Genomic DNA, 20,528 nt, shown 5'->3' with positions numbered 1-20,528 from the left:
CCTAAACAGGGGCGACGTGCTGCAAAAGCCATCCGCGAGGATGGCTTTTTGCTTTTCTGGCGCAGCGCGGCGCAGGTCGCTGCGGCTTTGTGTCGCTTGCGACAGAATGTCACTTCAAAGCATTTGAATAACTTAATGAAGGACTGTCCTTCATCGGCGCACAGCCCGCCGCAATAATGCGAGAATCGTAAGCGCACGGGCGGGCCAGCCCCCGTCGGTGCCCTCCCCAAAATTGTGAAACGCTCCTGCGCGAGCGAGAGGAATCCGATGCGTTCTACCGCCAATGCCCCCACCGGCTACGGTGCCACCGCGATCGCCTTGCACTGGGTCATTGCGCTGGCGATCTTCGCCGCGTTCGGGCTCGGCCTGTACATGACCGGCATTCCGGGGCTGACGCCGACCAAGCTCAAGCTCTACTCCTGGCACAAGTGGCTGGGCGTGACGATCTTCGCGGTTGCCGTGCTGCGCGTGCTGTGGCGTGCAACCCATGCGGCACCGCCGGTGGCGCCCGGCACGCCGGCCTGGCAGGCCAGGGCTGCGGCCGGCGCCCATCACCTGCTGTACCTGCTGATCGTGATCGTGCCGATCAGCGGCTACCTGTACAGCTCGGCCGCGGGCGTGCCGGTGGTCTACCTGGGCCTGTGGAAGATGCCGGCGCTGCTGGAAAAGAACGACGAACTGAAAGAAGTACTGAAGTTTGTCCATATCTGGCTGAACTACCTGATGGCGGCTGTGGTCGTTGTCCATGCAGCGGCGGCGGTCAAGCACCAGTTCGTCGACCGCGACGGCACACTGGGCCGGATGCTGCCGTTCCTGCGCTGAGGCGCCGCCCCGGCCAACTTTTTCCGTACCGCGGCGCGCTGCGCCGACCCTGACAGGAGTTTTTTGAGATGAAACGCAATTCCCGCCGCGGCTCGCTCGTCATCGCCGCCGTCCTGGCCGCCTCCGGCATTGCCGCCAACCTGGCCTGGGCGCAGGTTGACGCCGCCAAGAGCTCGGTGACCGCGGTCGCGCGCCAGATCGGCGTGCCGATGGAAGGCAAGTTCAAGAAGTTCGATGCCGCGGTCAGCTTCGACCCGGCCAAGCTGGCGACCTCGTCGGCCAAGGTCGAGATCGATGTGTCCAGCTTCGAGATCGGCGACGCCGAGACCACCAAGGAAGTGAAGGGCAAGGACTGGTTTGACGCCGCCAAGTACCCCAAGGCCGTGTTCCAGTCCACCAGCATCAAGAACGGCACGCCGGGCAAGTACGACGTGGCCGGCAAGCTGACCATCAAGGGCAAGACCGTGGACGTGGTGGTGCCCGCCACCTACCGCCAGGAAGGCGCCGTCCAGGTGTTCGAGGGCGCGCTGCCGATCAAGCGCACGGTCTTCAATATCGGCGACGGCGAATGGAAGGACACTTCCGTGGTGGCCGACGACGTGCAGATCAAATTCCGTATCGTGCTGGCCAAGAAGTAACAAGCAAGGCCGGTATTCCGCTGACGTACCCAATCGACGTTCCTGAGAACGTTCCGCCCCAACCTGATTTGTCGGGAGATTTCATGAAACTGCGTTTCCTCGTTGCCGCCGTCGCGGCCATTTCCGCAACTGCCGCTTTCGGCGTGGCTTCGGCCAATACCGTGACGTACAACCTCGATCCGACCCACACCTACCCGAGCTTCGAGGCCGACCACCTGGGCGGCCTGTCGACCTGGCGCGGCAAGTTCGACAAGTCCAGCGGCGTGGTCACGCTGGACCGTGCCGCCAAGGCGGGCTCGGTCGAGGTCAAGATCGACCCGGCTTCGATCGATTTCGGCAATGCCAAGCTGAACCAGCACGCCAAGGGCCCGGACATGTTCGACGTGGAAGCCTTCCCCGAGGCCGTCTACAAGGGCAAGTTCTCCAAGTTCAAGGGCGACGTGCCGACCGAGGTTGAAGGCGTGCTGACGCTGCGCGGCGTGTCCAAGCCGGTCAAGCTGGAAATCCGCGACTTCAAGTGCATCCAGCACCCGATGCTCAAGCGCGAAGCCTGCGGCGCCGACGCCGTGGGCCATTTCAACCGTGCCGACTTCGGCCTGGACTATGGCGTGAAAATGGGCTTCAAGCCCGAGGTCAAGCTCGCCATCCAGGTGGAAGGCGTGCGCGCGGACTGAGCGTGCCAGCCCGCTGCGCCGGGCTTCCAGGCAGTCAAGGCCGGCCATGCCGGCCTTTTTTATTGTCCGGTATCATTCGGGCGCCTGCCAGGGCACTTGGTTGTACGACCCCCGACGGGCACAGTACAATGGCCCGCGGCAATTCCTCCTTGATCGGGGCATTGCTACTCCTGCCAAGGCGGGGGCAGCCATGCCCGCAACCGGCTAAAGCGCATCACTATGAGCATTCGCTGCATGTCCCGATACCGGTAGCCGCCCCCGCGACCTCCTCGCCCCTCATGCTGTACCTGGCCGTTCCGCCTTGCCTGTACGGTCCGCAGCGTTTCTCGGTTTTCCCTGGCGCAATACCGTGTATTCCAAAACGCAAATCGATCCGGTAGTTGGTTTCCGCAACTCGCAGGGCGAGCAGGTGCGGGGCACGATCATCAATCTCCAGAGAAAGTCTCTGGTGATGGAAATCTACAATCCGTATTCGATCGTGCAGGTCAGCGAGGTGCTGAGCGAACTCAGCGTCCGCATGGGGGCCAAGAACGCCTACCTCGGCAAGGCCGTGGTGATGAGCCTGGTGAACACCGGCCTGACCGCCGTGGTTTCGCTGACGCTGATCGACGAGTGGCGCGAACTGACGGACCTGACCAACGAGCCCAAGTCAGTCGCGCGCGAAGCCGAGCTTTTTGTGCAGGACTGGGACACGCGCTTCAATATCCGGCGTGACTACCAGATCGTGGTCAACGAGATGCGCGCGTTCCTGTCCGAAGTGTCGCGCTGGGTCGAGCAGGTCGACATGACCGAATCGCTGCCAAAGATTGAAGGCAAGCTCCGCGAGGACGTCTTCTACGAGCTGGCCACGCCCATCATGGTCAAGACAAAGACCTACCTGGATTGGCTTGAGGGCGAGGCCCAGCGCGTGGATCCGGAGATCGCGCCGGTGCACCGCACTTACGCGCAGTCGGCGCTGCACCCGCTCTTGCTGCGGGCGCCGTTCGTATACCGCACCTTCACCAAGCCGCTCGGCTATGCCGGCGACTACGAGATGGTGAACCAGATCCTGAACGACCCACAGCAGGGTCCCACCACCTATTTCCAGATCGTCAACACCGCCTTCCTCAAGGCGGCGGTGGCGACCGCGCACCGCAACCGCATCGAACTGCTGATCGATTTCCTGACGCGCCAAGCCGATCGCGCGCGCGCCGCTGGCCGGCCGTTCCGCGTGCTCAACGTGGGCTGCGGCCCTGCCTTCGAGATCCAGCGCTTCGTGCGCGAATACCCCAACCCCGAACTGCTGTCGTTCCAGTTGGTCGACTTCAGCGAAGAGACGCTGGAGTTCACGCGTAGCTCGATCGAACGCTTGGCCACCAGCGCCGGGAGCAAGGTTGCCGTCGAGATGGTGCACCAGTCCGTGCATGAACTGCTCAAGCGGCGCATCTCGCCGGACGATACCAGTGCAAGGGAGTTCGACGCGGTCTATTGTGCGGGCCTGTTCGACTACCTGTCCGACAAGGTGTGTACGCGGCTGCTCTCGTATTTCGCCTCCCGCTCGCGGCACGGAGGACAGATTCTGGTAACCAACGTCCACGTCGACAATCCTGAGAAATTCGGCATGGAACACCTGCTGGAGTGGTACCTGATCTACCGCGACGACGCGGGCATGGCGCAGCTACTGCCTGAAAATTCGCACTCGCACCGCATTTACGGCGATGCCACCGGCGTCAACGTATTTGCGGAAGCCACCATTGACTGAAGCAGTCCTTGCGGGGCACGCCATGAGCACCAACCAACTCTACGCCGGCTACCAGTCCGAGCTGGCTGACTTTCGCCTGGCATTCAGCCGTGGCGGCGCCTATACCGCGATCGCGCTGGTTCTGCTCGGCGTCGGACTCGATTACGGCCAGTATCCGCAGCAGCAGCTTGCCTTCGGGGTGGCGCGCGTGCTGGTGTCGCTGTTGATCGCGGGCGTGGTGGTTGTGCTGTACAGCGCTGCGGGGCGCCGCTTCGCGCCATGGCTGACGCTGACGTGGCTGCTGCTGCCGCAGATCATGATTGCGTGGATGATCTGGCAGACTGAAGGGGCGCAGTCTCCATACTACGTCGGGCTTAACCTCGCGATCTTCGCGTCGGGCATCGCGTTGCCGTTCGGCTTGTGGCAGAACCTGGTGTTCGGCGTGCTCTCGTACCTGCTGTACGTACTGGCATGCCTGTTCCACCCCGGCGGCATCGAGCCGGTGGGCGCTTTTATCGCCAATTCACTGTTTCTGCTGTTCGCCGCGGCGGCCAGCGGGGTCTATACCTTCTTCAACGAGCGGGCGCGCTTCATGTTGTTCCGTCTGAAGGACGAGGTCGCCGAGAAGAATACTGAGCTCGAGGTGATCAACCGCCGGCTGGCCGACATCAAGGGCCAGATGCTGCAGCAGGAGAAGATGGCCGCCATCGGTACGCTGGCGGCCGGGCTGCTGCACGAGGTGAACAACCCGGTCAACTTCTGCCTGATGGCGATCGAGGTGGCGATGGAAGAGCCGCAGGCCAAGGAGAACCCTTCTCTGGAAGAGTGCCTGGTCGACGCCAAGCAGGGGATGCAGCGCATCCAGCATATCGTCTCCGACCTCAAGACCTTTGCCTACCGCAAGCCGGGCGCCGAGGTGGAAGGCACGCCGTTCCTGTTCGAGAAGGCGCTCGATTCGTCGATCCGCCTGACCGCGCATGAGCTGCGCGGCGTCAGCCTCGGCCGCGAACTGCCTGCCGACACCCTGGTGCTGGGCGACGAGGCGGCCATCATCGGCGTGCTGATCAACCTGTTTTCGAATGCCGCGCTGGCCATGCGCAAGGCGGGCACGGCCGCGCCGGCGATCCATACCACGGCCCGGTGGGACAACCACCGCCTGCACGTCATGGTGCGCGACAACGGCCCTGGCATCCCCCAGGAAAACCTGGCGCGCGTGTTCGAGCCGTTCTTCACCACGCGCGAGGTGGGGCAGGGGCTTGGCCTGGGCCTGTCGATCAGCTACGCCGTGGTGGAGCGCCACGGCGGGCAGCTGTATGCCGAGAGCGAACTGGGCCAGTGGACCGCGTTCAGCTTCGACCTGCCGCGTGCGGAGTAACCAGCCATGAGCGAAGCAAAGCAGGCACGGCTTGCCGTTCTCTATGTCGACGACGAAGAGATGGCGCGCAAGTATTTCGCCCGGGCCGCCGGCGGCGACTTTGAGGTGCTGGTGGCAGACGGCGCCGACGAGGCCCTGGCGGTGCTGCGCGCGGACCCTGCCCGCGTGGCGGTGCTGGTGACCGACTTCCGCATGCCCGGGCGCGACGGCGGCCAGCTGCTGCGCCAGGTGGCGCAGGAATACCCGCAGATCGTGCGCATCCTGGTCACGGCCTATGCCGACAAGGACGTGCTGCTGGAAACGGTCAACAGCGGCGAAGTCTTCCGCATCCTGGAAAAGCCGCTGAGCGTGGCCGACCTGCGCGAGGTGCTGGCACGCGCCGCCGAGCGCCACCGCGAGCGTACCCTGCGCCAGCATCGGCTGATGGCGATCGACGAGACCCTGGCCTTCCTGGCGCACGAACTGAACACGCCGCTGGCGGCCATCGCCAACTTTGCCCACGGCATCCGCGGCCGTGTCGCCGGTGAATACAGCGCTGGCCGCCAGGCCGAGATCGGCCAGGCGGCCAGCGCCATGTACGACAACGCCCAGTATTGCCTGGCGGTGCTGTCATCGTTCCTGCAGTCAGTGCGCAACAGTGCCGGCAGCATGCCGGCCCGGTCCGATGCCGGCACCGAGGTCAGCGCCGGCACGCTGGTCACTTCGCTGCTGGACAGCTACCCGTTCGGGGGCGACCAGCGCAGCTGGGTGCAGGTGGAGATGCACGGCGATTTCCCGGTGCAGACGCTGCCCAACTGCGTGGCGCTGGTGCTCTCGTCAGTGATGAGCAACGCGCTGCGGGCGCTGCGCGGTGTCGGCACGCCGGCGTTGCGCTTTGTGGTGGTGGCGCAGCCGCGCCCGGAAATCCGCATCTGCGACAACGGGCCGGGCATTCCGCCGGAAGTGATGGAGCGGCTGCTGGTCGATCCTGTCACCACCCACGCCAGTGCCGGCGGCAGCGGCCTGGGCATGATTTTTTGCAACCGCGTCATGCAGTCGTTTGGCGGCGGCATCCGGATCGAATCCACATCCGGTGCCGGCACCACGGTGACGCTGGACTTTCCAAGTTTCAAGAGTCGAAAGCATAGGAGTGACCGATGACCGAACCGAATGCCACGCAGGCACCACCCCCGGCGATTCTGTTCGTCGATGACGAAGCGACTGCAGTCAAGTATTTCCAGCGTGCCATCGGGGCGCTGGCACCGGTGGCCACCGGTGGCTCCGTTGAAGAGGGCAAGGCAATGCTCGACGCCCACGCAGGCAGCCTGGCGGTGCTGGTGTCCGACCAGCGCATGCCGGGCGAGTATGGCAACGAACTGCTGCGCTACGCGCGCGAGCGCTACCCGCATATCGTGCGCATCCTGACCACCGCGTATTCGGAGCTCGACCAGACCGTCGAGGCGGTCAACCAGGGGCAGATCCACCGCTATATCAAGAAGCCGTGGGACATCACGGCGCTGCGCATGGAGCTGAAGCAGGCGCTGGAACTGGCCGGCCTGCGCAAGGAACGCGACCAGCTGCTGCGCGAGAAGCTGTCCGTGCTGCAGACCCAGACCGTGGCCTCGCGCATCGGCATGGTGCATGCGCTGTGTGCCAGCCTGATCGGGCCGGGCCGTTTCCAGCCGGTGGAGACCTACCTCGCGGCGGTCGACCTGGCCGGCGCGGGCAGCGTCGAGCCGGACTGGCAGCGCATGGACTACGCCGACCTGGTGCGTGCCGAGGCCGAGCGCAGCGGCAGCTTCGGCCATGCCGTGGCCACGCGCCTGGCGGGCCTGCGCAGCGCCAATGCCGGCCGGGGCGCTGCCGATGCCGCCGCGGTGATTGTCGATGCGCTGGGCAGCGAGGTGGTGCGCCGCGACGGCGACGCCGTGGTGTGGACCGCGCCGGCCACGCTGGCGGAGTTCCTCGCGCAGCCGATCGGCGCACCCGTGTCGGCGCAGCACGCGGCCTGGCTGGCCAGCCTGCTGTGGCTGGAAGAGGCTGGCGGCGCGCTGCAGTTTGCGCGCGACGGCAACACCGTGGTGTGCCGTGCATGCCCGCGCAGCGAGGCCTTCGCGGCCGACCGGCTGGCGGCGTGGATCGAGCGGTTCTCGATGCCGGCCTGAATTTCCCAGACCTTGCAGCCATAAAAAAACGGCGCCCCGCGGGGCGCCGTTCTGTTTTACCGCAGGGCAGGGGTCAGGCCTGCGCGCCGTAGTTGGGGTCGTTGCGGTCGGTCGAGTCGGACTTCTTTTCACCCTTGACCAGGTCCTCGCGCTTGACGCCCAGCCACATCGCCAGCGCCGCGGCCACGAACACCGACGAGTAGATGCCGAACAAGATGCCGACCGTCAGTGCCAGGGCAAAGTAGTGCAGCGTGGGGCCGCCGAAGAAGAACATCGACAGCACCATCATCTGGGTCGAGCCGTGGGTGATGATGGTCCGCGAGATGGTGCTGGTGATCGCGTTGTCGATGATCTCGTGCGTGGTCATCTTGCGGTACTTGCGGAAGTTCTCGCGGATCCGGTCGAAGATCACCACCGATTCATTGACCGAGTAGCCCAGCACCGCCAGAATCGCCGCCAGCACCGACAGCGAGAATTCCCACTGGAAGTAGGCGAAGAAGCCCAGGATGATGACCACGTCGTGCAGGTTGGCGATGATGCCCGCCACCGCGAACTTCCATTCGAAGCGGAACGACAGGTAGATCACGATTCCGGCCACCACGCACAACAGCGCCAGCAGGCCGTCGGTGGCCAGCTCCTTGCCCACCTGCGGGCCGACGAACTCCACCCGTTGCAGCTTCACGTCAGGCGAGGCCGCCTGCAGCGAGGCCAACACCTGCTCGCTCTGCTGGGCGGAGGTGACGGGCTTGCCGTCCGGGCCCTTCTGCAGCGGCAGGCGGATCATCACGTCGCGCGAGGTGCCGAAGTTCTGCACCTGCACGTCGGTATAACCCAGCTTGCCCACCTGGCCGCGGATCTTTTCCAGGTCGGCCGCCTGCTGGTAGCTGACCTCCATCACCGTGCCGCCGGTGAATTCGATCGACAGGTGCAGGCCCTTGTGCCAGAGGAAGAACACGGCCGCGGCAAACGTCAGGAAGGAGATCACGTTGAAGACCAACGCGTGCTTCATGAACGGAATGTCGCGCCGGATGCGGAAGAATTCCATGTTGAATCCTGTTCTGTACTGCTAGTTGTTGCTGCTCGCCTTACTTGGCGACCGGCGTGTCGGTGGTGTTGCCCGGCTTCCAGATCTGGCCGATGGCCACGCTCTGCAGCTTCTTCTTGCGGCCGTACCAGAGGTTGACCAGGCCGCGGTTGAAGAACACCGCCGAGAACATCGAGGTCAGGATGCCCAGGCAGTGCACCACGGCAAAGCCGCGCACCGGGCCCGAACCAAAGGCCAGCAGTGCCAGGCCGGCGATCAGCGTGGTCACGTTGGAGTCCAGGATGGTGGCCCAGGCGCGGTCGAAGCCGACCGCGATCGCCATCTGCGGCGACGCGCCCGCGCGCAGTTCTTCGCGGATGCGCTCGTTGATCAGCACGTTGGCGTCGATGGCCATGCCCAGCACCAGCGCGATGGCGGCAATGCCCGGCAGCGTCAGCGTGGCCTGCAGCATCGACAGCACCGCGATCAGCAGCAGCAGGTTCACGCCCAGCGCCACCACCGAGAACACGCCGAACAGCATGTAGTACAGGACCATGAACACGGCGATGGCGGCAAAGCCGTAGGCGACCGAGTCAAAACCCTTCTGGATGTTGTCCGCGCCCAGCGACGGGCCGATGGTGCGCTCTTCGATGATCTCCATCGGCGCGGCCAGCGAGCCGGCGCGCAGCAGCAGCGCCAGGTCGTTGGCGGCTTCGGTGGAGTAGGAGCCGGTGATCTGGAAGCTGGAGCCCAGTTCGGACTGGATCGTCGCCACCGTCAGCACTTCGCCCTTGCCCTTTTCGAACAGCACGATCGCCATCGGCTTCTTCAGGTTCTCGCGCGAGACGTCACGCAGCACGCGGCCGCCCTGGGCGTCGAGCTTGATGTTGACCGAAGGATGCTGGTTCTGGTCGAAGCCGGCCGAGGCGCTTTCAATGCGGTCGCCGGTGAAGATGACCTGCTTCTTGAGCACCACCGGGGCGCCGTTGCCTTGCGTGAAGAGCTCGCTGCCGAACGGGATCGGGTCGCCCGGGCGCGGGCTGCGCGGCGCGTCGTTGTCGACCAGGCGGGCTTCGAGCGTGGCGGTGCGGCCGATGATGTCCTTGGCCTTGGCCGTGTCCTGCACGCCCGGCAGCTGCACCACGATGCGGTCGGCGCCTTGCTGCTGGATCACCGGCTCGGCCACGCCAAGCTCATTCACGCGGTTATGCAGCGTGGTGATGTTCTGCTTGACCGCTGCGTCCTGCACCGCCTTGCGCGCGGCTTCGGTGAAGGTGCCGACGATATTGTTGCCGTCCATGGCGAAGGCCACTTCGCGCAGGTTGTCGGCCAGGATGGGACGCGCGCGGTTGGCGTCGTCTGCGTTGTTGAAGCGCACCGTCAGACGCTCGCCGTCGCGGTCGATGCCGCCGTGGCGGATGCTCTTGTCGCGCAGCAGGGTGCGCGCGTCGCCGCCCAGGCTGTCGAGCTTCTTGTCGACAGCGCCCTTCATGTCGACCTGCAGCAGGAAGTGCACGCCGCCGCGCAGGTCCAGGCCCAGGTACATCGGCAGCGCATGCATGGCGGTCAGCCAGCGCGGCGAGCCCGACAGCAGGTTCAGCGCCACCACGTAGGTGGGGTTGGCCGCGTCCGGGTTCAGGGTGCGCGACAGCACGTCCTTGGCCTTGAGCTGCTCGTCGGTGGTGCTAAAGCGCGCCTTGACCGAGCCGGACTGGCCGGAAATATCAAAGAAGACGCCGTCAGGCCGCAGCTGGTTCTGCGCCAGGATCTCTTCGACCTGCTTCTGCATCGCCAGGTCGACCTTGACCGTGGCCTTGCCCGAGGACACCTGCACGGCAGGCGCCTCGCCGAAGAAGTTCGGCAAGGTATAGATGATGCCGATGGCCAGGGCCACCAGGATCACGAGGTATTTCCAAAGCGGATAACGATTCATCTCGGGCCAGTCATTCTGCGGTTGGCGGGGCCGGCGCTGGCGTGGCGCACCACGTCGGCGGGGCCGAACCGGTTTGGCAAACAGCCGCCTGGCAGCCACGGATCGAAGCCACGGGGGCTTCGTCGGGCTGGATCAGGCGGCTGCCGGGGCATGCGCGAACGGGCATGCCGGAAAAGACAAAGGCGGGAGTCGCGCGCGCGATCCGGAGATCAGAGCGCCTTGAGCGAGCCCTTGGGCAGCACGGTGGTCACAGCACTCTTCTGCACGGTGATTTCAGTGCCTTCGGCGATTTCCAGGCTGACGTACTGGTCGGTGACCTTGGTCACCTTGCCCAGGATGCCACCGGCGGTCACGACTTCGTCGTTCTTGGCCAGTGCTTCGAGCATTGCCTTGGCTTCCTTCTGGCGCTTCATTTGCGGGCGGATCATGATGAACCACAGCACGCCAAACATCAGGATGATGGGCAGGAAGCTCATCAGGCCGCCAGCCGCGCCGCCGGCTCCGGCGGTCTGGGCAAATGCGTTAGAAATCAGCACGTTGTTTCTCCGTCACAAAAGTCAGTCAAATAATCGATCATTCTACCATTCGCATTCCGCCCGCCCTTGGCATTCTAGGGCGGAATACGGGTTTGTTCGGGTGCGCCCGGGGCAACTTGCGGCAGGGGTCGGCATGGCCGGGCGCTCCGGCGCGCGGGTGGCTTCCGGATGACCCGGCTATTCGACCGCCGGCAGCGCAAAAGTTCGCGCCACCCGGCGTTGTCACTGCGTGCCGCGGGCGCGGTCGGCCGCAAACTGGCGGCGGAAGTCGGCAAAGCGGTGGTGCTCGATGGCTTCGCGCATCTCGCGCATCAGCTGCAGGTAGTAGTGCAGGTTGTGGATGGTATTGAGGCGCGCGCCCAGGATCTCGCCCACGCGGTGCAGGTGGTGCAGGTAGGCGCGCGAGAAGTTGCGGCAGGTGTAGCAGGCGCAGCTTTCATCGAGCGGGCGCGGGTCGTTGCGGTGCGCCGCGTTCTTGATCTTGACGTCGCCGAAGCGGGTGAAGAGCCAGCCGTTGCGCGCGTTGCGGGTGGGCATCACGCAGTCGAACATATCCACCCCGGCGGCGACGCCGGCGACCAGGTCCTCGGGCGTGCCCACGCCCATCAGGTAGTGCGGCTTGTTGGCCGGCAGGCGCGGCGCCACGTGCTCGAGCACGCGCATCATGTCTTCCTTGGGCTCGCCCACCGACAGCCCGCCGATGGCAAGGCCGTGGAAGTCCAGCTCGGACAGGCCGGCCAGCGATTCGTCGCGCAGGTCCTCGTACATGCCGCCCTGGACGATGCCGAACAGCGCGTTGGGGTTGGCCAGGCGCTCGAACTCGTCGCGCGAGCGCTTGGCCCAGCGCAGGCTCATGCGCATCGACTTGGCGGCTTCCTCATGCGTGGCGGGGCGGCCGTCGATCTCGTACGGCGTGCATTCGTCGAACTGCATGACGATGTCGGAGTTCAGCGTGCGCTGGATCTGCATCGAGATCTCGGGCGACAGGAAGAGCTTGTCGCCATTGACCGGGGATGCGAAGGTGACGCCATCTTCGGTGATCTTGCGTAGATCGCCGAGCGAAAACACCTGGAAGCCGCCGGAATCGGTCAGGATCGGCTTGTCCCAGCCGATAAAGCGGTGCAGGCCGTCGTGGGCGTTGACCACGTCCAGCCCGGGGCGCAGCCACAGGTGGAAGGTGTTGCCCAGAATGATCTGCGCGTCGATTTCATTGAGCTCCAGCGGCGACATCGCCTTGACCGAGCCATAGGTGCCCACCGGCATGAAGATCGGCGTTTCGACCACGCCGTGGTTCAGCGTGACGCGGCCGCGGCGGGCGTTGCCGTCGGTGGTGATGAGTTCGAAGTTGAGCATGGCTTGTGATTCTGGATTCAGGCGCCGGGCTGGCGGGTCAGCAGCATGGCGTCGCCGTAGCTGAAGAAGCGGTAGCGCTGCTCGACCGCATGGCGGTAGGCGGCGCGGATGGCTTCCACGCCGGCCAGCGCCGACACCAGCATCAGCAGCGTCGACTTGGGCAGGTGGAAGTTGGTGATCAGGGCATCGACCAGGCGGAAGCGGTAGCCGGGCGTGATGAAGATATCGGTGTCGCCACTGCCGGCGGCAAGCGTGCCGTCGGCCTGCGCGGCCGATTCCAGCGCGCGCAGCGAGGTGGTGCCGACCGCGATCACGCGGCCGCCGCGCGCGCGGGTGTCGCGCACGGCCTGGGCCAGGTCTTCGGAAACGGCGTACCACTCCGAGTGCATCTTGTGCTCGGCCAGGTTCTCGGTGCGCACCGGCTGGAAGGTGCCGGCGCCCACGTGCAGCGTCAGGAAGGCGCGCCGCACGCCGGCGGCATCGAGCCGGGCGAACAGCGCATCGTCGAAATGCAGGCCCGCGGTGGGCGCGGCCACCGCGCCGGGGCTGCGCGCGTAGACGGTCTGGTAGCGGGTTTCGTCGTAGGCGTCCGGGTCGTGCGTGATATACGGCGGCAGCGGCAGGCGGCCGTAGCGCTCGATCAGGTCCAGCGCCGGCTCGGGGAAGCGCAGCGTGAAGAACTGGTCCACGCGCGGGCCCACGGTGACGGCGAAGGCGTCGTCGGCCAGATGCAGCGTGCTGCCCTCGGCCGGGGTCTTGGAGGCGCGCACCTGGGCCAGCACGGTGTGGGTATCGACCACGCGCTCGACCAGCACCTCGATCTTGCCGCCGCTGGGCTTGTGGCCAAAGAAGCGCGCCTTGATCACGCGGGTGTCGTTGAAGACCAGCAGGTCGTCGGGACGCAGGTAGTCGACGATGTCGCTGAAGGCACGGTCGACCATGCGCACCGCGTCGGCGGTGTCGGCGGGGGCCAGCTGTTCGACCACCAGCAGCCGGCTCGCGCTGCGGTCGGGCAGCGCGCTCTGGGCAATCAGTTCTGGTGGCAGCGGGAAATCGAAATCGGAAAGCGTCAACATCGTGGGAGCGGCGGGCTGCGCGATCCCATGCAGGCCGGAGCGGGGCACAAAACGGCACTCCGCTGCCCGTGGTGGCAGCCGGCATGGGTACAATCGGCGAATCCGATATTGTAAGGCCACGGGCGCGCTTGCCGCCGGGGCGGGTGTGATACCGGCTATTCGCCGGCGCCGCGCCAGCCAACCCCGCAGCACGAGAGCGACCGCTGCCAAATTTTTCGCCGATGCCCGGAACCGCCGCTGAACCGATCCACGACCCCGCCGACGCCGCCAAGGACACGGCGGCGCCCGCGCGCGGCAAGGCCGGCGACGCCAGGGGCAAGGCCGCCGCCTCCGGCACGTCGACCGCGGCCGCGCGGCTGGCCAAGCTCGGCCTGCGCCGTCCCGTCGACCTGGTGCTGCACCTGCCGATGCGCTATGAGGACGAGACCACGCTGGCGCCGATCGCCGAGGCGATCCGCCGCGCCGGGCTCGGGCTGCCGGCGCAGGTGGAAGGCGAGGTCATCTCCAACGAAGTCACGTTCCGGCCGCGCCGCCAGCTGGTGGTCAAGATTGCCGACGACAGCGGCGAGCTGACGCTGCGCTTCCTGAACTTCTACGGCAACCAGACCAAGCAGATGGCCGAAGGCGTGCGCCTGCGCGTGCGCGGCGAGGTGCGCGGCGGCTTCTTCGGCGCCGAGATGGTCCACCCGACGGTGCGCCCGGTGGTGCCCGGCGAAGCGCTGCCCGACCGCCTGACGCCGGTGTATCCGTCCACCGCCGGCATCCCGCAGGCCTATCTGCGCAAGGCCATCGGCGGCACGCTGTCGCGCACGCCCATGCCCGAGACGCTACCGCAGGCGGTGCTGGAGGGGCCGCTGGCACGCCTGCACCTGCGCCCGCTGGCCGACTGCCTGCGGCTGCTGCACGCGCCGCCGCCGCAGGAGAGCGAGGCCGCGCTGGCCGACCGCTCGCATCCGGCCTGGCAGCGCATCAAGTTCGACGAACTGCTGGCGCAGCAGATCTCGCTGCGGCGCGCGCACGCGGCGCGGCGCGAAAAAAATGCGCCGACCATGCCGCGCCGCGAGGGCGGCTTGCTCACGCGCTTCCTGGCCGCATTGCCGTTCCGGCTGACCGGTGCGCAGCAGCGCGTGGTCGATGAGATCGCCGCCGACATGACGCGCCCGCACCCGATGCACCGTCTTTTGCAGGGCGACGTGGGCAGCGGCAAGACCATCGTTGCGGCGCTGGCGGCCTGCCAGGCGATCGATGCCGGCTACCAGGCCGCGCTGATGGCGCCCACCGAAATCCTGGCCGAGCAGCACTACCGCAAGCTGTCCGCATGGCTGGAGCCGCTGGGCGTGCCGGTGGCGTGGCTGGCCGGCAGCCAGAAGGCACGCGAAAAGCGCGAGGCCGTGGCGCGCGTGGAATCGGGCCAGGCGCAACTGGTGATCGGCACCCACGCGCTGATCCAGGACACGGTGCGCTTTGCCAAGCTGGGGCTGTCAGTGGTCGACGAGCAGCACCGCTTCGGCGTGGCGCAGCGGCTGGCGCTGCGCGGCAAGGCCGGTGCCGCCGATGCTACGGTGCCCGCGGTCGACGCCGTGCCGCACCAGCTGATGATGTCGGCCACGCCGATCCCGCGCACGCTCGCCATGACTTACTACGCCGACCTCGATGTGTCGGTGATCGATGAATTGCCGCCGGGCCGCACCCCCATCGTCACGCGCCTGGTCAACGACGAGCGGCGCGACGAAGTGATCGGACGCATCCATCACGCCGCCGCCGAAGGCCGCCAGGTCTACTGGGTCTGCCCGCTGATCGAGGAAAGCGAGGCGCTGCAGCTGCAGACCGCGGTGGAGACGTATGAAACGCTGGTCGCCGCGCTGCCGGACCTGCGCGTGGGCCTGGTGCACGGACGCCTGCCGCCGGCCGAGAAGGCTGCCGTGATGGACGATTTCAGCGCCAACCGCATGCAGGTGCTGGTGGCCACCACCGTGATCGAAGTGGGCGTGGACGTGCCCAATGCCTCGCTGATGGTGATCGAGCACGCCGAGCGCTTCGGCCTGGCGCAGCTGCACCAACTGCGCGGGCGAGTGGGGCGGGGCAGCGCCGAATCGGTCTGCCTGCTGATGTACCAGGCGCCGCTGTCGCCCACCGCGCGCGAGCGCCTGGCGACCATGCGCGAGACCACCGACGGCTTCGAGATCGCCCGGCGCGACCTGGAGATCCGCGGCCCCGGCGAATTCCTGGGTGCGCGCCAGTCCGGCGAAGCGATGTTGCGCTTTGCCGACCTGCAGACCGACGCGTGGCTGGTCGAATACGCGCAGGAGGCGGCGGAACTGATGCTGGCGCGCTACCCGGAAGCGGTGGAAGCGCACCTGTCGCGCTGGCTGGGCGGGCGCGAGCACTACCTCAAGGCTTGAATGCGGGCTGGTTTTTGGATGGGATGTGCGTCATCCAGCGCACCCGCCAGTTCGCTGCGGGCAATTCGGACTGGCGCTCTGACAGAAGTGGCAATCGAAGGTAAAATCTATCGCCTACCGCAAATTGATAAGTCATGACGCTCACCGAACTCAAGTACATCGTCGCCGTGGCGCGCGAGCGCCATTTCGGCCGGGCCGCCGAAGCCTGCTTTGTGTCGCAGCCGACGCTGTCGGTCGCGATCAAGAAGCTGGAAGACGAACTCAACGTGCAGATTTTCGAGCGCGGCACCTCCGAGGTGTCGGTGACGTCGGTCGGCGAGCAGATCGTGGCGCAGGCCCAGCGCGTGCTTGAACAGACCATGGCCATCCGCGAGATCGCCAAGCAGGGCAAGGACCCGCTGGCGGGCCCGCTGCGCGTGGGCGTGATCTACACCATCGGGCCGTACCTGCTGCCGTCGCTGGTCAAGCAGATGATCGAGACCGTGCCGCAGATGCCGCTGATGCTGCAGGAGAACTACACCCACAAGCTGATCGAGCTGCTCAAGCAGGGTGAGATCGACTGCGCGGTGATGGCCGAGCCGTTCGCGGATTCGGGGCTGACTGTGCGCCCGCTCTATGACGAACCCTTTGTCGTCGCCGTGCCGCGCGGCCACCAGCTGGCGCAGGCGCACTCCATCGACCCCGATGAACTGAAGCAGCAGACCATGCTGCTGCTGGGCAGCGGCCACTGCTTCCGCGACCATGTGCTGGGCGTGTGCCCGGAGCTGTCGCGCTTCTCGCAGGCGGCCGACGGCATCCAGAAGACCTTCGAGGGCTCGTCGCTGGAAACCATCCGCCATATGGTGGCCAGCGGGGTTGGCATCACCGTGCTGCCGCGCACCTCGGTGCCCGACATGAAGGCCAAGGGCGACATGCTGTCCTATGTGCCGTTTGCCGATCCGGTGCCCGACCGGCGCGTGGTGCTGGCCTGGCGCAAAAGCTTCACCCGCCTGCCGGCCATGGAAGCGCTGGCCAATGCCGTGGCCGCGTGCGAACTGGCCGGCGTGCGCAAGCTGGGCGCCAAGGAGTTGGCCGAAGCGGCCTGATTGTCTTACCCCTGCAGTACCGGCAATTCCCACGGCCGCACCGGAGATTCCGCTGCGGCCGTTGTCATTTCTGGCCCCACCACGGGGCTACCTGTCTTCGGGCGGTCATTTTCCACTGCGATAAGTTGCAGAAATCCCCGATAGATTTGACCTAATGCATAGGTATAAATAATTGAATTCTCAATTCGATAGATCGTTGGTAGGCTGACTCCCGTCGGTGCAGATGGCATCGACCTGAGGCAGGATCCGATGATGAGCACCAGCGCCCAGTTCTCTCCAACAACAAGCAACAAGCGCCCGTTTCCCCTCCGCATGGGGCGCCGCCTGCTCGATTGCCTTGCCTGCTATGCCGCCGCGCTCTGACGCGGCGATCCCTTTCAGCCTACCCACCAAGAGGAAAAGATGAGCAAGAAGGACACCCTTACCACTGCCGCCGGCGCACCCGTCGCCGATAACCAGAACTCGCAGACGGCAGGCCCGCGCGGCCCGATGCTGCTGCAGGACGTCTGGTTCCTCGAAAAGCTGGCCCACTTCGACCGCGAGGTCATCCCCGAGCGGCGCGTGCATGCCAAGGGCTCCGGCGCCTATGGCACGCTCAGGATCACCCACGACATCACCAGGTACACCAAGGCTTCGGTCTTTGCCCAGGTCGGCAAGGAAACGCCGCTGTTCATCCGCTTCTCGACCGTGGCCGGCGAGCGCGGCGCGGCCGATGCCGAGCGCGACGTGCGCGGCTTCTCGATCAAGTTCTACACCGACGAAGGCAACTGGGACGTGGTCGGCAACAACACCCCGGTGTTCTTCGTGCGCGACCCGCTCAAGTTCCCGGACTTTATCCACACGCAGAAGCGCAACCCGCGCACCAACCTGCGCGACCCGATCGCGGTGTGGGACTTCTGGTCGCGCCATCCGGAATCGCTGCACCAGGTCACCATCCTGATGAGCGACCGCGGCCTGCCGCAGAACTACCGCCACATCCACGGCTTTGGCTCGCATACGTACTCGTTCATCAATGCCAACAACGAGCGCTTCTGGGTCAAGTTCCACTTCAAGTCGCAGCAGGGCATTGCCAACTGGACCAATGAGGAAGCGGCCAAGGTCGTGGCAACGGACCGCGAGAGCGCGCAGCGCGACCTGTTTGAGAACATCGAGCAAGGCAATTTCCCGCGCTGGAACCTGCGCGTGCAGATCATGCCGGAGGCCGATGCGGCCAGGTACCATATCAACCCGTTCGACCTGACCAAGGTCTGGCCGCACAAGGACTACCCGCTGATCGACGTGGGCGTGCTGGAGCTCAACCGCAACCCGGACAACTACTTTGCCGAGGTCGAGCAGGTGGCGATGAATCCGGCCAATATCGTGCCGGGCATCGGCTTCTCGCCCGACAAGATGCTGCAGGGGCGGCTGTTCTCGTACGGCGACACGCAGCGCTACCGCCTGGGGATCAACCACAACCAGATCCCCGTGAATGCGCCGAAATGCCCGTTCCACAACAGCTTCCACCGTGACGGCGCGATGCGCGTGGACGGCAACCAGGGCGGCAAGCTCAACTACGAGCCCAACCGCGAAAACGCCTACGCCGCCAGCGAACGCGCGATCGAGCCGCCGCTGGCACTGGATGGCGCCGCCGACCACTGGGACCACCGCGTCGACCCGGACTACTACAGCCAGCCTGGCGCGCTGTTCCGCCTGTTCGACGAGGGCCAGCGCCAGCGCCTGTTCGCCAATATCGCGGCGGCCATGCAGGGCGTGCCTGAGGCGATCGTGCGCGTGCAGCTGGAGCACTTCACCAAGGCCGACCCGGCCTACGGCGAGGGCGTGAAGCGCGCGCTCAACCTGAAGTAAGCGGCAGCCTGGCGCGGCGCCCCTGGCGGGCTGCCGCGCCGCGGAGAACGATGATGGCGATGATCCGGTTGTTTATCGACGAGTGGCGGCAGCTGTGGCACGACGGGCACGACCAGCCCGGGCGCGCCGATGCCGCGCGGCTGCGCCACAAGCTGTGGCGCAAGGAAATCGGCGCCGCCGTGATCGTGCTCGGCGCGGCCGTGATGTTCAGCGAGGTGGCCCGGGGTTTGGCCGGGATTGCCGGCTAATGCAATAATGTCGGTACTGCGCCGCCCGGCCCCGAAACATGGCAAGCCCGGCGGCGCCCCTCGTGGCTTTACCAGAACGGAGCGTATTTACCATGGCAAAGAAGAATGAGATGAGCGTGAATATCGGTATTTCCGACAAAGACCGCAAGAAGATCGCGGAAGGCCTGTCCAAGCTGCTGGCGGACACCTACACCCTCTACCTCAAGACCCATAACTTCCACTGGAACGTGACGGGTCCCATGTTCAATACGCTGCATCTGATGTTCGAGACCCAGTACACCGAGCTGGCGCTCGCCGTGGACTCGATTGCCGAGCGTATCCGCGCGCTGGGCTACCCGGCACCGGGCACCTACAAGGAATACGCCCGCCTGTCATCGATCGCGGAAGAAGAGGGCGTGCCCGAGGCCACCGAAATGATCCGCAAGCTGGTCGAAGGCCAGGAAGCCGTGGTGCGCACCGCGCGCTCGCTCTTCCCGGTGATCGACGCCGCCGGGGACGAGCCGTCGGCCGACCTGCTGACCCAGCGCATGCAGACGCATGAAAAGACCGCGTGGATGCTGCGCGCGATGCTGGCCTGAGGCCTGCCGGCCACCTCCGGCTGCCCTTCCGCGGCGGCCGGCACTGCGCGTCGCAACCGTCCGGGCTGCGGCGCGTTTTCATTGAATCCTCCTTCCCGGATCCGCGCTGTGCAGACCCTCTCGCCGTTGCCGCCCACGCCCATGCTTGAACGCCTTTCCCTCTACGCGCGCCTGGTGCGCATCGACAAGCCGATCGGCACGCTGCTGCTGCTGTGGCCGACGCTGTGGGCCATGTGGATGGCCGCGGGCGGGCCGCCGGCATGGGGGCTGTTCTGGATCTTCGTGGCGGGCACCTTCCTGATGCGCTCGGCTGGCTGCGCCATCAACGACTGGGCCGACCGCGACTTCGACAAGCACGTCAAGCGCACCAGGGAGCGGCCGCTGACCGCGGGCAAGATCGCCGCGTGGGAAGCGCTGGCCGTGGCCGCCGTGCTGGCGCTGGTGGCCTTTGCGCTGGTGCTGCCGCTCAATGCGCTGACCAAATGGCTGGCGGTGGTAGCGGCCGTGGTGGCGGGCACTTACCCGTTCTTCAAGCGCTTCTTTGCGATTCCGCAGGCTTATCTTGGCATCGCGTTTGGCTTTGGTATCCCGATGGCGTTTGCCGCGATCCAGGACCAGGTGCCGCCGGTGGCGTGGATGATGCTGCTGGCCAATGTGTTCTGGGCGGTGGCGTATGACACGGCGTATGCGATGGTCGATCGTGACGACGATCTCCTGATCGGCATGAAGACTTCAGCCATTACCTTTGGCCGCTTCGACGTGGCGGCGATCATGCTCTGCTACGCTGCCTTCCTGGCGCTGATGGCGTGGACGGGGGTGCTGCTGGGGCTGGGGTGGCCTTACTGGGTGGGGCTGGCGGCGGCTGCGGGTTGCGCCGGGTATCACTACACGCTGATTCGCGATCGGGACCGGATGCGGTGTTTCGCGGCGTTCCGGCATAACAACTGGCTGGGGGCCTGTGTGTTTGCGGGGACGGCGGTGGCTTATGCGATTCGGTGATTACTGACCAGTCCCTAAATAAAGCGACAAAAGTTGAACGCAAGGGATCGACGGTAGTCTCATGAGGCATGAAACG

At 65.9% G+C, this 20,528-nt stretch carries 19 protein-coding genes; 13 read left to right on the top strand and 6 right to left on the bottom strand.

All coding sequences use genetic code 11. The features are described 5' to 3' along the window. Positions 1 to 267: 267 nt before the first annotated feature. From AC07UK_RS37915 to AC07UK_RS37885, 7 genes are all read left to right on the top strand, one after another. Positions 268 to 822, top strand: coding sequence for a cytochrome b (locus AC07UK_RS37915; RefSeq protein ID WP_114133767.1), 555 nt, complete (start codon positions 268 to 270; stop codon positions 820 to 822). A gap of 68 nt (positions 823 to 890) precedes the next feature. Then, entirely contained in the window at positions 891 to 1,460 is a 570-nt protein-coding gene (locus AC07UK_RS37910) for a YceI family protein (protein ID WP_013957951.1), read from the top strand. A gap of 83 nt (positions 1,461 to 1,543) precedes the next feature. Beyond that, positions 1,544 to 2,134: a YceI family protein gene (locus AC07UK_RS37905; protein ID WP_436222609.1), complete on the top strand. Its 591-nt coding sequence runs from the start codon at positions 1,544 to 1,546 to the stop codon at positions 2,132 to 2,134. Positions 2,135 to 2,483: 349 nt separating this feature from the next. Continuing rightward, positions 2,484 to 3,875, top strand: coding sequence for a class I SAM-dependent methyltransferase (locus AC07UK_RS37900; protein ID WP_436222608.1), 1,392 nt, complete (start codon positions 2,484 to 2,486; stop codon positions 3,873 to 3,875). Between the two features lie 22 nt (positions 3,876 to 3,897). Further along, positions 3,898 to 5,229, top strand: coding sequence for a sensor histidine kinase (locus tag AC07UK_RS37895; protein WP_494688204.1), 1,332 nt, complete (start codon positions 3,898 to 3,900; stop codon positions 5,227 to 5,229). A gap of 6 nt (positions 5,230 to 5,235) precedes the next feature. Further along, positions 5,236 to 6,369 carry an ATP-binding protein gene (locus AC07UK_RS37890; RefSeq protein WP_494688203.1) on the top strand — a complete coding sequence of 378 codons (1,134 nt, stop codon included), beginning with the start codon at positions 5,236 to 5,238 and terminating at the stop codon, positions 6,367 to 6,369. After that, a complete protein-coding gene (locus AC07UK_RS37885) occupies positions 6,366 to 7,373 on the top strand; it encodes a response regulator (RefSeq protein WP_436222605.1) in 1,008 nt (335 codons plus the stop codon). The genes AC07UK_RS37890 and AC07UK_RS37885 overlap by 4 nt, the downstream gene beginning before the upstream one ends. 73 nt (positions 7,374 to 7,446) lie before the next feature. Here AC07UK_RS37885 and secF read toward each other — a convergent pair whose 3' ends face one another. The 5 genes from secF to queA all read right to left on the bottom strand — a co-directional run bounded on the left by secF (position 7,447) and on the right by queA (position 13,295). Next, positions 7,447 to 8,418, bottom strand: coding sequence for a protein translocase subunit SecF (secF, locus tag AC07UK_RS37880; RefSeq protein WP_013957945.1), 972 nt, complete (start codon positions 8,416 to 8,418; stop codon positions 7,447 to 7,449). A 40-nt stretch (positions 8,419 to 8,458) separates the two neighbouring features. Beyond that, the gene (gene secD, locus AC07UK_RS37875) at positions 8,459 to 10,330 is read right to left on the bottom strand and encodes a protein translocase subunit SecD (RefSeq protein ID WP_436222604.1); all 1,872 of its coding nucleotides are present in this window, start codon (positions 10,328 to 10,330) and stop codon (positions 8,459 to 8,461) included. Between the two features lie 209 nt (positions 10,331 to 10,539). Next, positions 10,540 to 10,866 carry a preprotein translocase subunit YajC gene (yajC, locus tag AC07UK_RS37870; RefSeq protein ID WP_013957943.1) on the bottom strand — a complete coding sequence of 109 codons (327 nt, stop codon included), beginning with the start codon at positions 10,864 to 10,866 and terminating at the stop codon, positions 10,540 to 10,542. A 222-nt stretch (positions 10,867 to 11,088) separates the two neighbouring features. Continuing rightward, positions 11,089 to 12,219, bottom strand: coding sequence for a tRNA guanosine(34) transglycosylase Tgt (gene tgt, locus AC07UK_RS37865; protein ID WP_013957942.1), 1,131 nt, complete (start codon positions 12,217 to 12,219; stop codon positions 11,089 to 11,091). A 17-nt stretch (positions 12,220 to 12,236) separates the two neighbouring features. After that, positions 12,237 to 13,295 (bottom strand): tRNA preQ1(34) S-adenosylmethionine ribosyltransferase-isomerase QueA, encoded by a 1,059-nt coding sequence (gene queA / locus AC07UK_RS37860; RefSeq protein WP_436222603.1) that lies wholly within the window; start codon positions 13,293 to 13,295, stop codon positions 12,237 to 12,239. Between the two features lie 221 nt (positions 13,296 to 13,516). Between queA and recG the strand changes: the two genes are divergently transcribed. Both recG and AC07UK_RS37850 read left to right on the top strand, forming a co-directional pair. Then, on the top strand, positions 13,517 to 15,697 hold the full coding sequence (gene recG / locus AC07UK_RS37855) for an ATP-dependent DNA helicase RecG (RefSeq protein WP_494688202.1): 2,181 nt from the start codon (positions 13,517 to 13,519) through the stop codon (positions 15,695 to 15,697). 134 nt (positions 15,698 to 15,831) lie between these two features. Further along, positions 15,832 to 16,782 (top strand): LysR substrate-binding domain-containing protein, encoded by a 951-nt coding sequence (locus tag AC07UK_RS37850; protein WP_492294996.1) that lies wholly within the window; start codon positions 15,832 to 15,834, stop codon positions 16,780 to 16,782. A gap of 5 nt (positions 16,783 to 16,787) precedes the next feature. Here AC07UK_RS37850 and AC07UK_RS37845 read toward each other — a convergent pair whose 3' ends face one another. Beyond that, the gene (locus AC07UK_RS37845) at positions 16,788 to 17,075 is read right to left on the bottom strand and encodes a hypothetical protein (protein WP_494688201.1); all 288 of its coding nucleotides are present in this window, start codon (positions 17,073 to 17,075) and stop codon (positions 16,788 to 16,790) included. 109 nt (positions 17,076 to 17,184) lie between these two features. Here AC07UK_RS37845 and AC07UK_RS37840 point away from each other — a divergent pair, with 109 nt between their 5' ends. From AC07UK_RS37840 to ubiA, 4 genes are all read left to right on the top strand, one after another. Further along, complete coding sequence (locus AC07UK_RS37840; protein WP_494688200.1) at positions 17,185 to 18,627, top strand: catalase; 1,443 nt, start codon at positions 17,185 to 17,187, stop codon at positions 18,625 to 18,627. 50 nt (positions 18,628 to 18,677) lie between these two features. Continuing rightward, positions 18,678 to 18,875, top strand: a complete 198-nt coding sequence (locus AC07UK_RS37835; protein WP_013957937.1) for a hypothetical protein — start codon at positions 18,678 to 18,680, stop codon at positions 18,873 to 18,875. Between the two features lie 92 nt (positions 18,876 to 18,967). Continuing rightward, positions 18,968 to 19,453: a Dps family protein gene (locus tag AC07UK_RS37830; protein WP_010815054.1), complete on the top strand. Its 486-nt coding sequence runs from the start codon at positions 18,968 to 18,970 to the stop codon at positions 19,451 to 19,453. A gap of 141 nt (positions 19,454 to 19,594) precedes the next feature. Beyond that, positions 19,595 to 20,452: a 4-hydroxybenzoate octaprenyltransferase gene (gene ubiA / locus AC07UK_RS37825; RefSeq protein ID WP_436222600.1), complete on the top strand. Its 858-nt coding sequence runs from the start codon at positions 19,595 to 19,597 to the stop codon at positions 20,450 to 20,452. The last annotated feature ends 76 nt before the right edge of the window (positions 20,453 to 20,528 follow it).

Source organism: Cupriavidus sp. GW821-FHT07C08 (assembly GCF_059419025.1).
The sequence above is the reverse complement of the archived record's forward strand: the minus strand, read 5'-3'. Positions and strand labels throughout refer to the sequence as shown.

Coding starts and splice junctions, on each gene's coding strand:
- AC07UK_RS37835 (WP_013957937.1), top strand. CDS start 18,678: ATGATGGCGATGATCCGGTTGTTTATCGACGAGTGGCGGCAGCTGTGG.
- AC07UK_RS37890 (WP_494688203.1), top strand. CDS start 5,236: ATGAGCGAAGCAAAGCAGGCACGGCTTGCCGTTCTCTATGTCGACGAC.
- AC07UK_RS37910 (WP_013957951.1), top strand. CDS start 891: ATGAAACGCAATTCCCGCCGCGGCTCGCTCGTCATCGCCGCCGTCCTG.
- ubiA (WP_436222600.1), top strand. CDS start 19,595: ATGCTTGAACGCCTTTCCCTCTACGCGCGCCTGGTGCGCATCGACAAG.
- AC07UK_RS37915 (WP_114133767.1), top strand. CDS start 268: ATGCGTTCTACCGCCAATGCCCCCACCGGCTACGGTGCCACCGCGATC.
- secF (WP_013957945.1), bottom strand. CDS start 8,418: ATGGAATTCTTCCGCATCCGGCGCGACATTCCGTTCATGAAGCACGCG.
- AC07UK_RS37830 (WP_010815054.1), top strand. CDS start 18,968: ATGGCAAAGAAGAATGAGATGAGCGTGAATATCGGTATTTCCGACAAA.
- AC07UK_RS37885 (WP_436222605.1), top strand. CDS start 6,366: ATGACCGAACCGAATGCCACGCAGGCACCACCCCCGGCGATTCTGTTC.
- AC07UK_RS37850 (WP_492294996.1), top strand. CDS start 15,832: ATGACGCTCACCGAACTCAAGTACATCGTCGCCGTGGCGCGCGAGCGC.
- AC07UK_RS37840 (WP_494688200.1), top strand. CDS start 17,185: ATGAGCAAGAAGGACACCCTTACCACTGCCGCCGGCGCACCCGTCGCC.
- AC07UK_RS37905 (WP_436222609.1), top strand. CDS start 1,544: ATGAAACTGCGTTTCCTCGTTGCCGCCGTCGCGGCCATTTCCGCAACT.
- recG (WP_494688202.1), top strand. CDS start 13,517: ATGCCCGGAACCGCCGCTGAACCGATCCACGACCCCGCCGACGCCGCC.
- AC07UK_RS37895 (WP_494688204.1), top strand. CDS start 3,898: ATGAGCACCAACCAACTCTACGCCGGCTACCAGTCCGAGCTGGCTGAC.
- tgt (WP_013957942.1), bottom strand. CDS start 12,219: ATGCTCAACTTCGAACTCATCACCACCGACGGCAACGCCCGCCGCGGC.
- secD (WP_436222604.1), bottom strand. CDS start 10,330: ATGAATCGTTATCCGCTTTGGAAATACCTCGTGATCCTGGTGGCCCTG.
- queA (WP_436222603.1), bottom strand. CDS start 13,295: ATGTTGACGCTTTCCGATTTCGATTTCCCGCTGCCACCAGAACTGATT.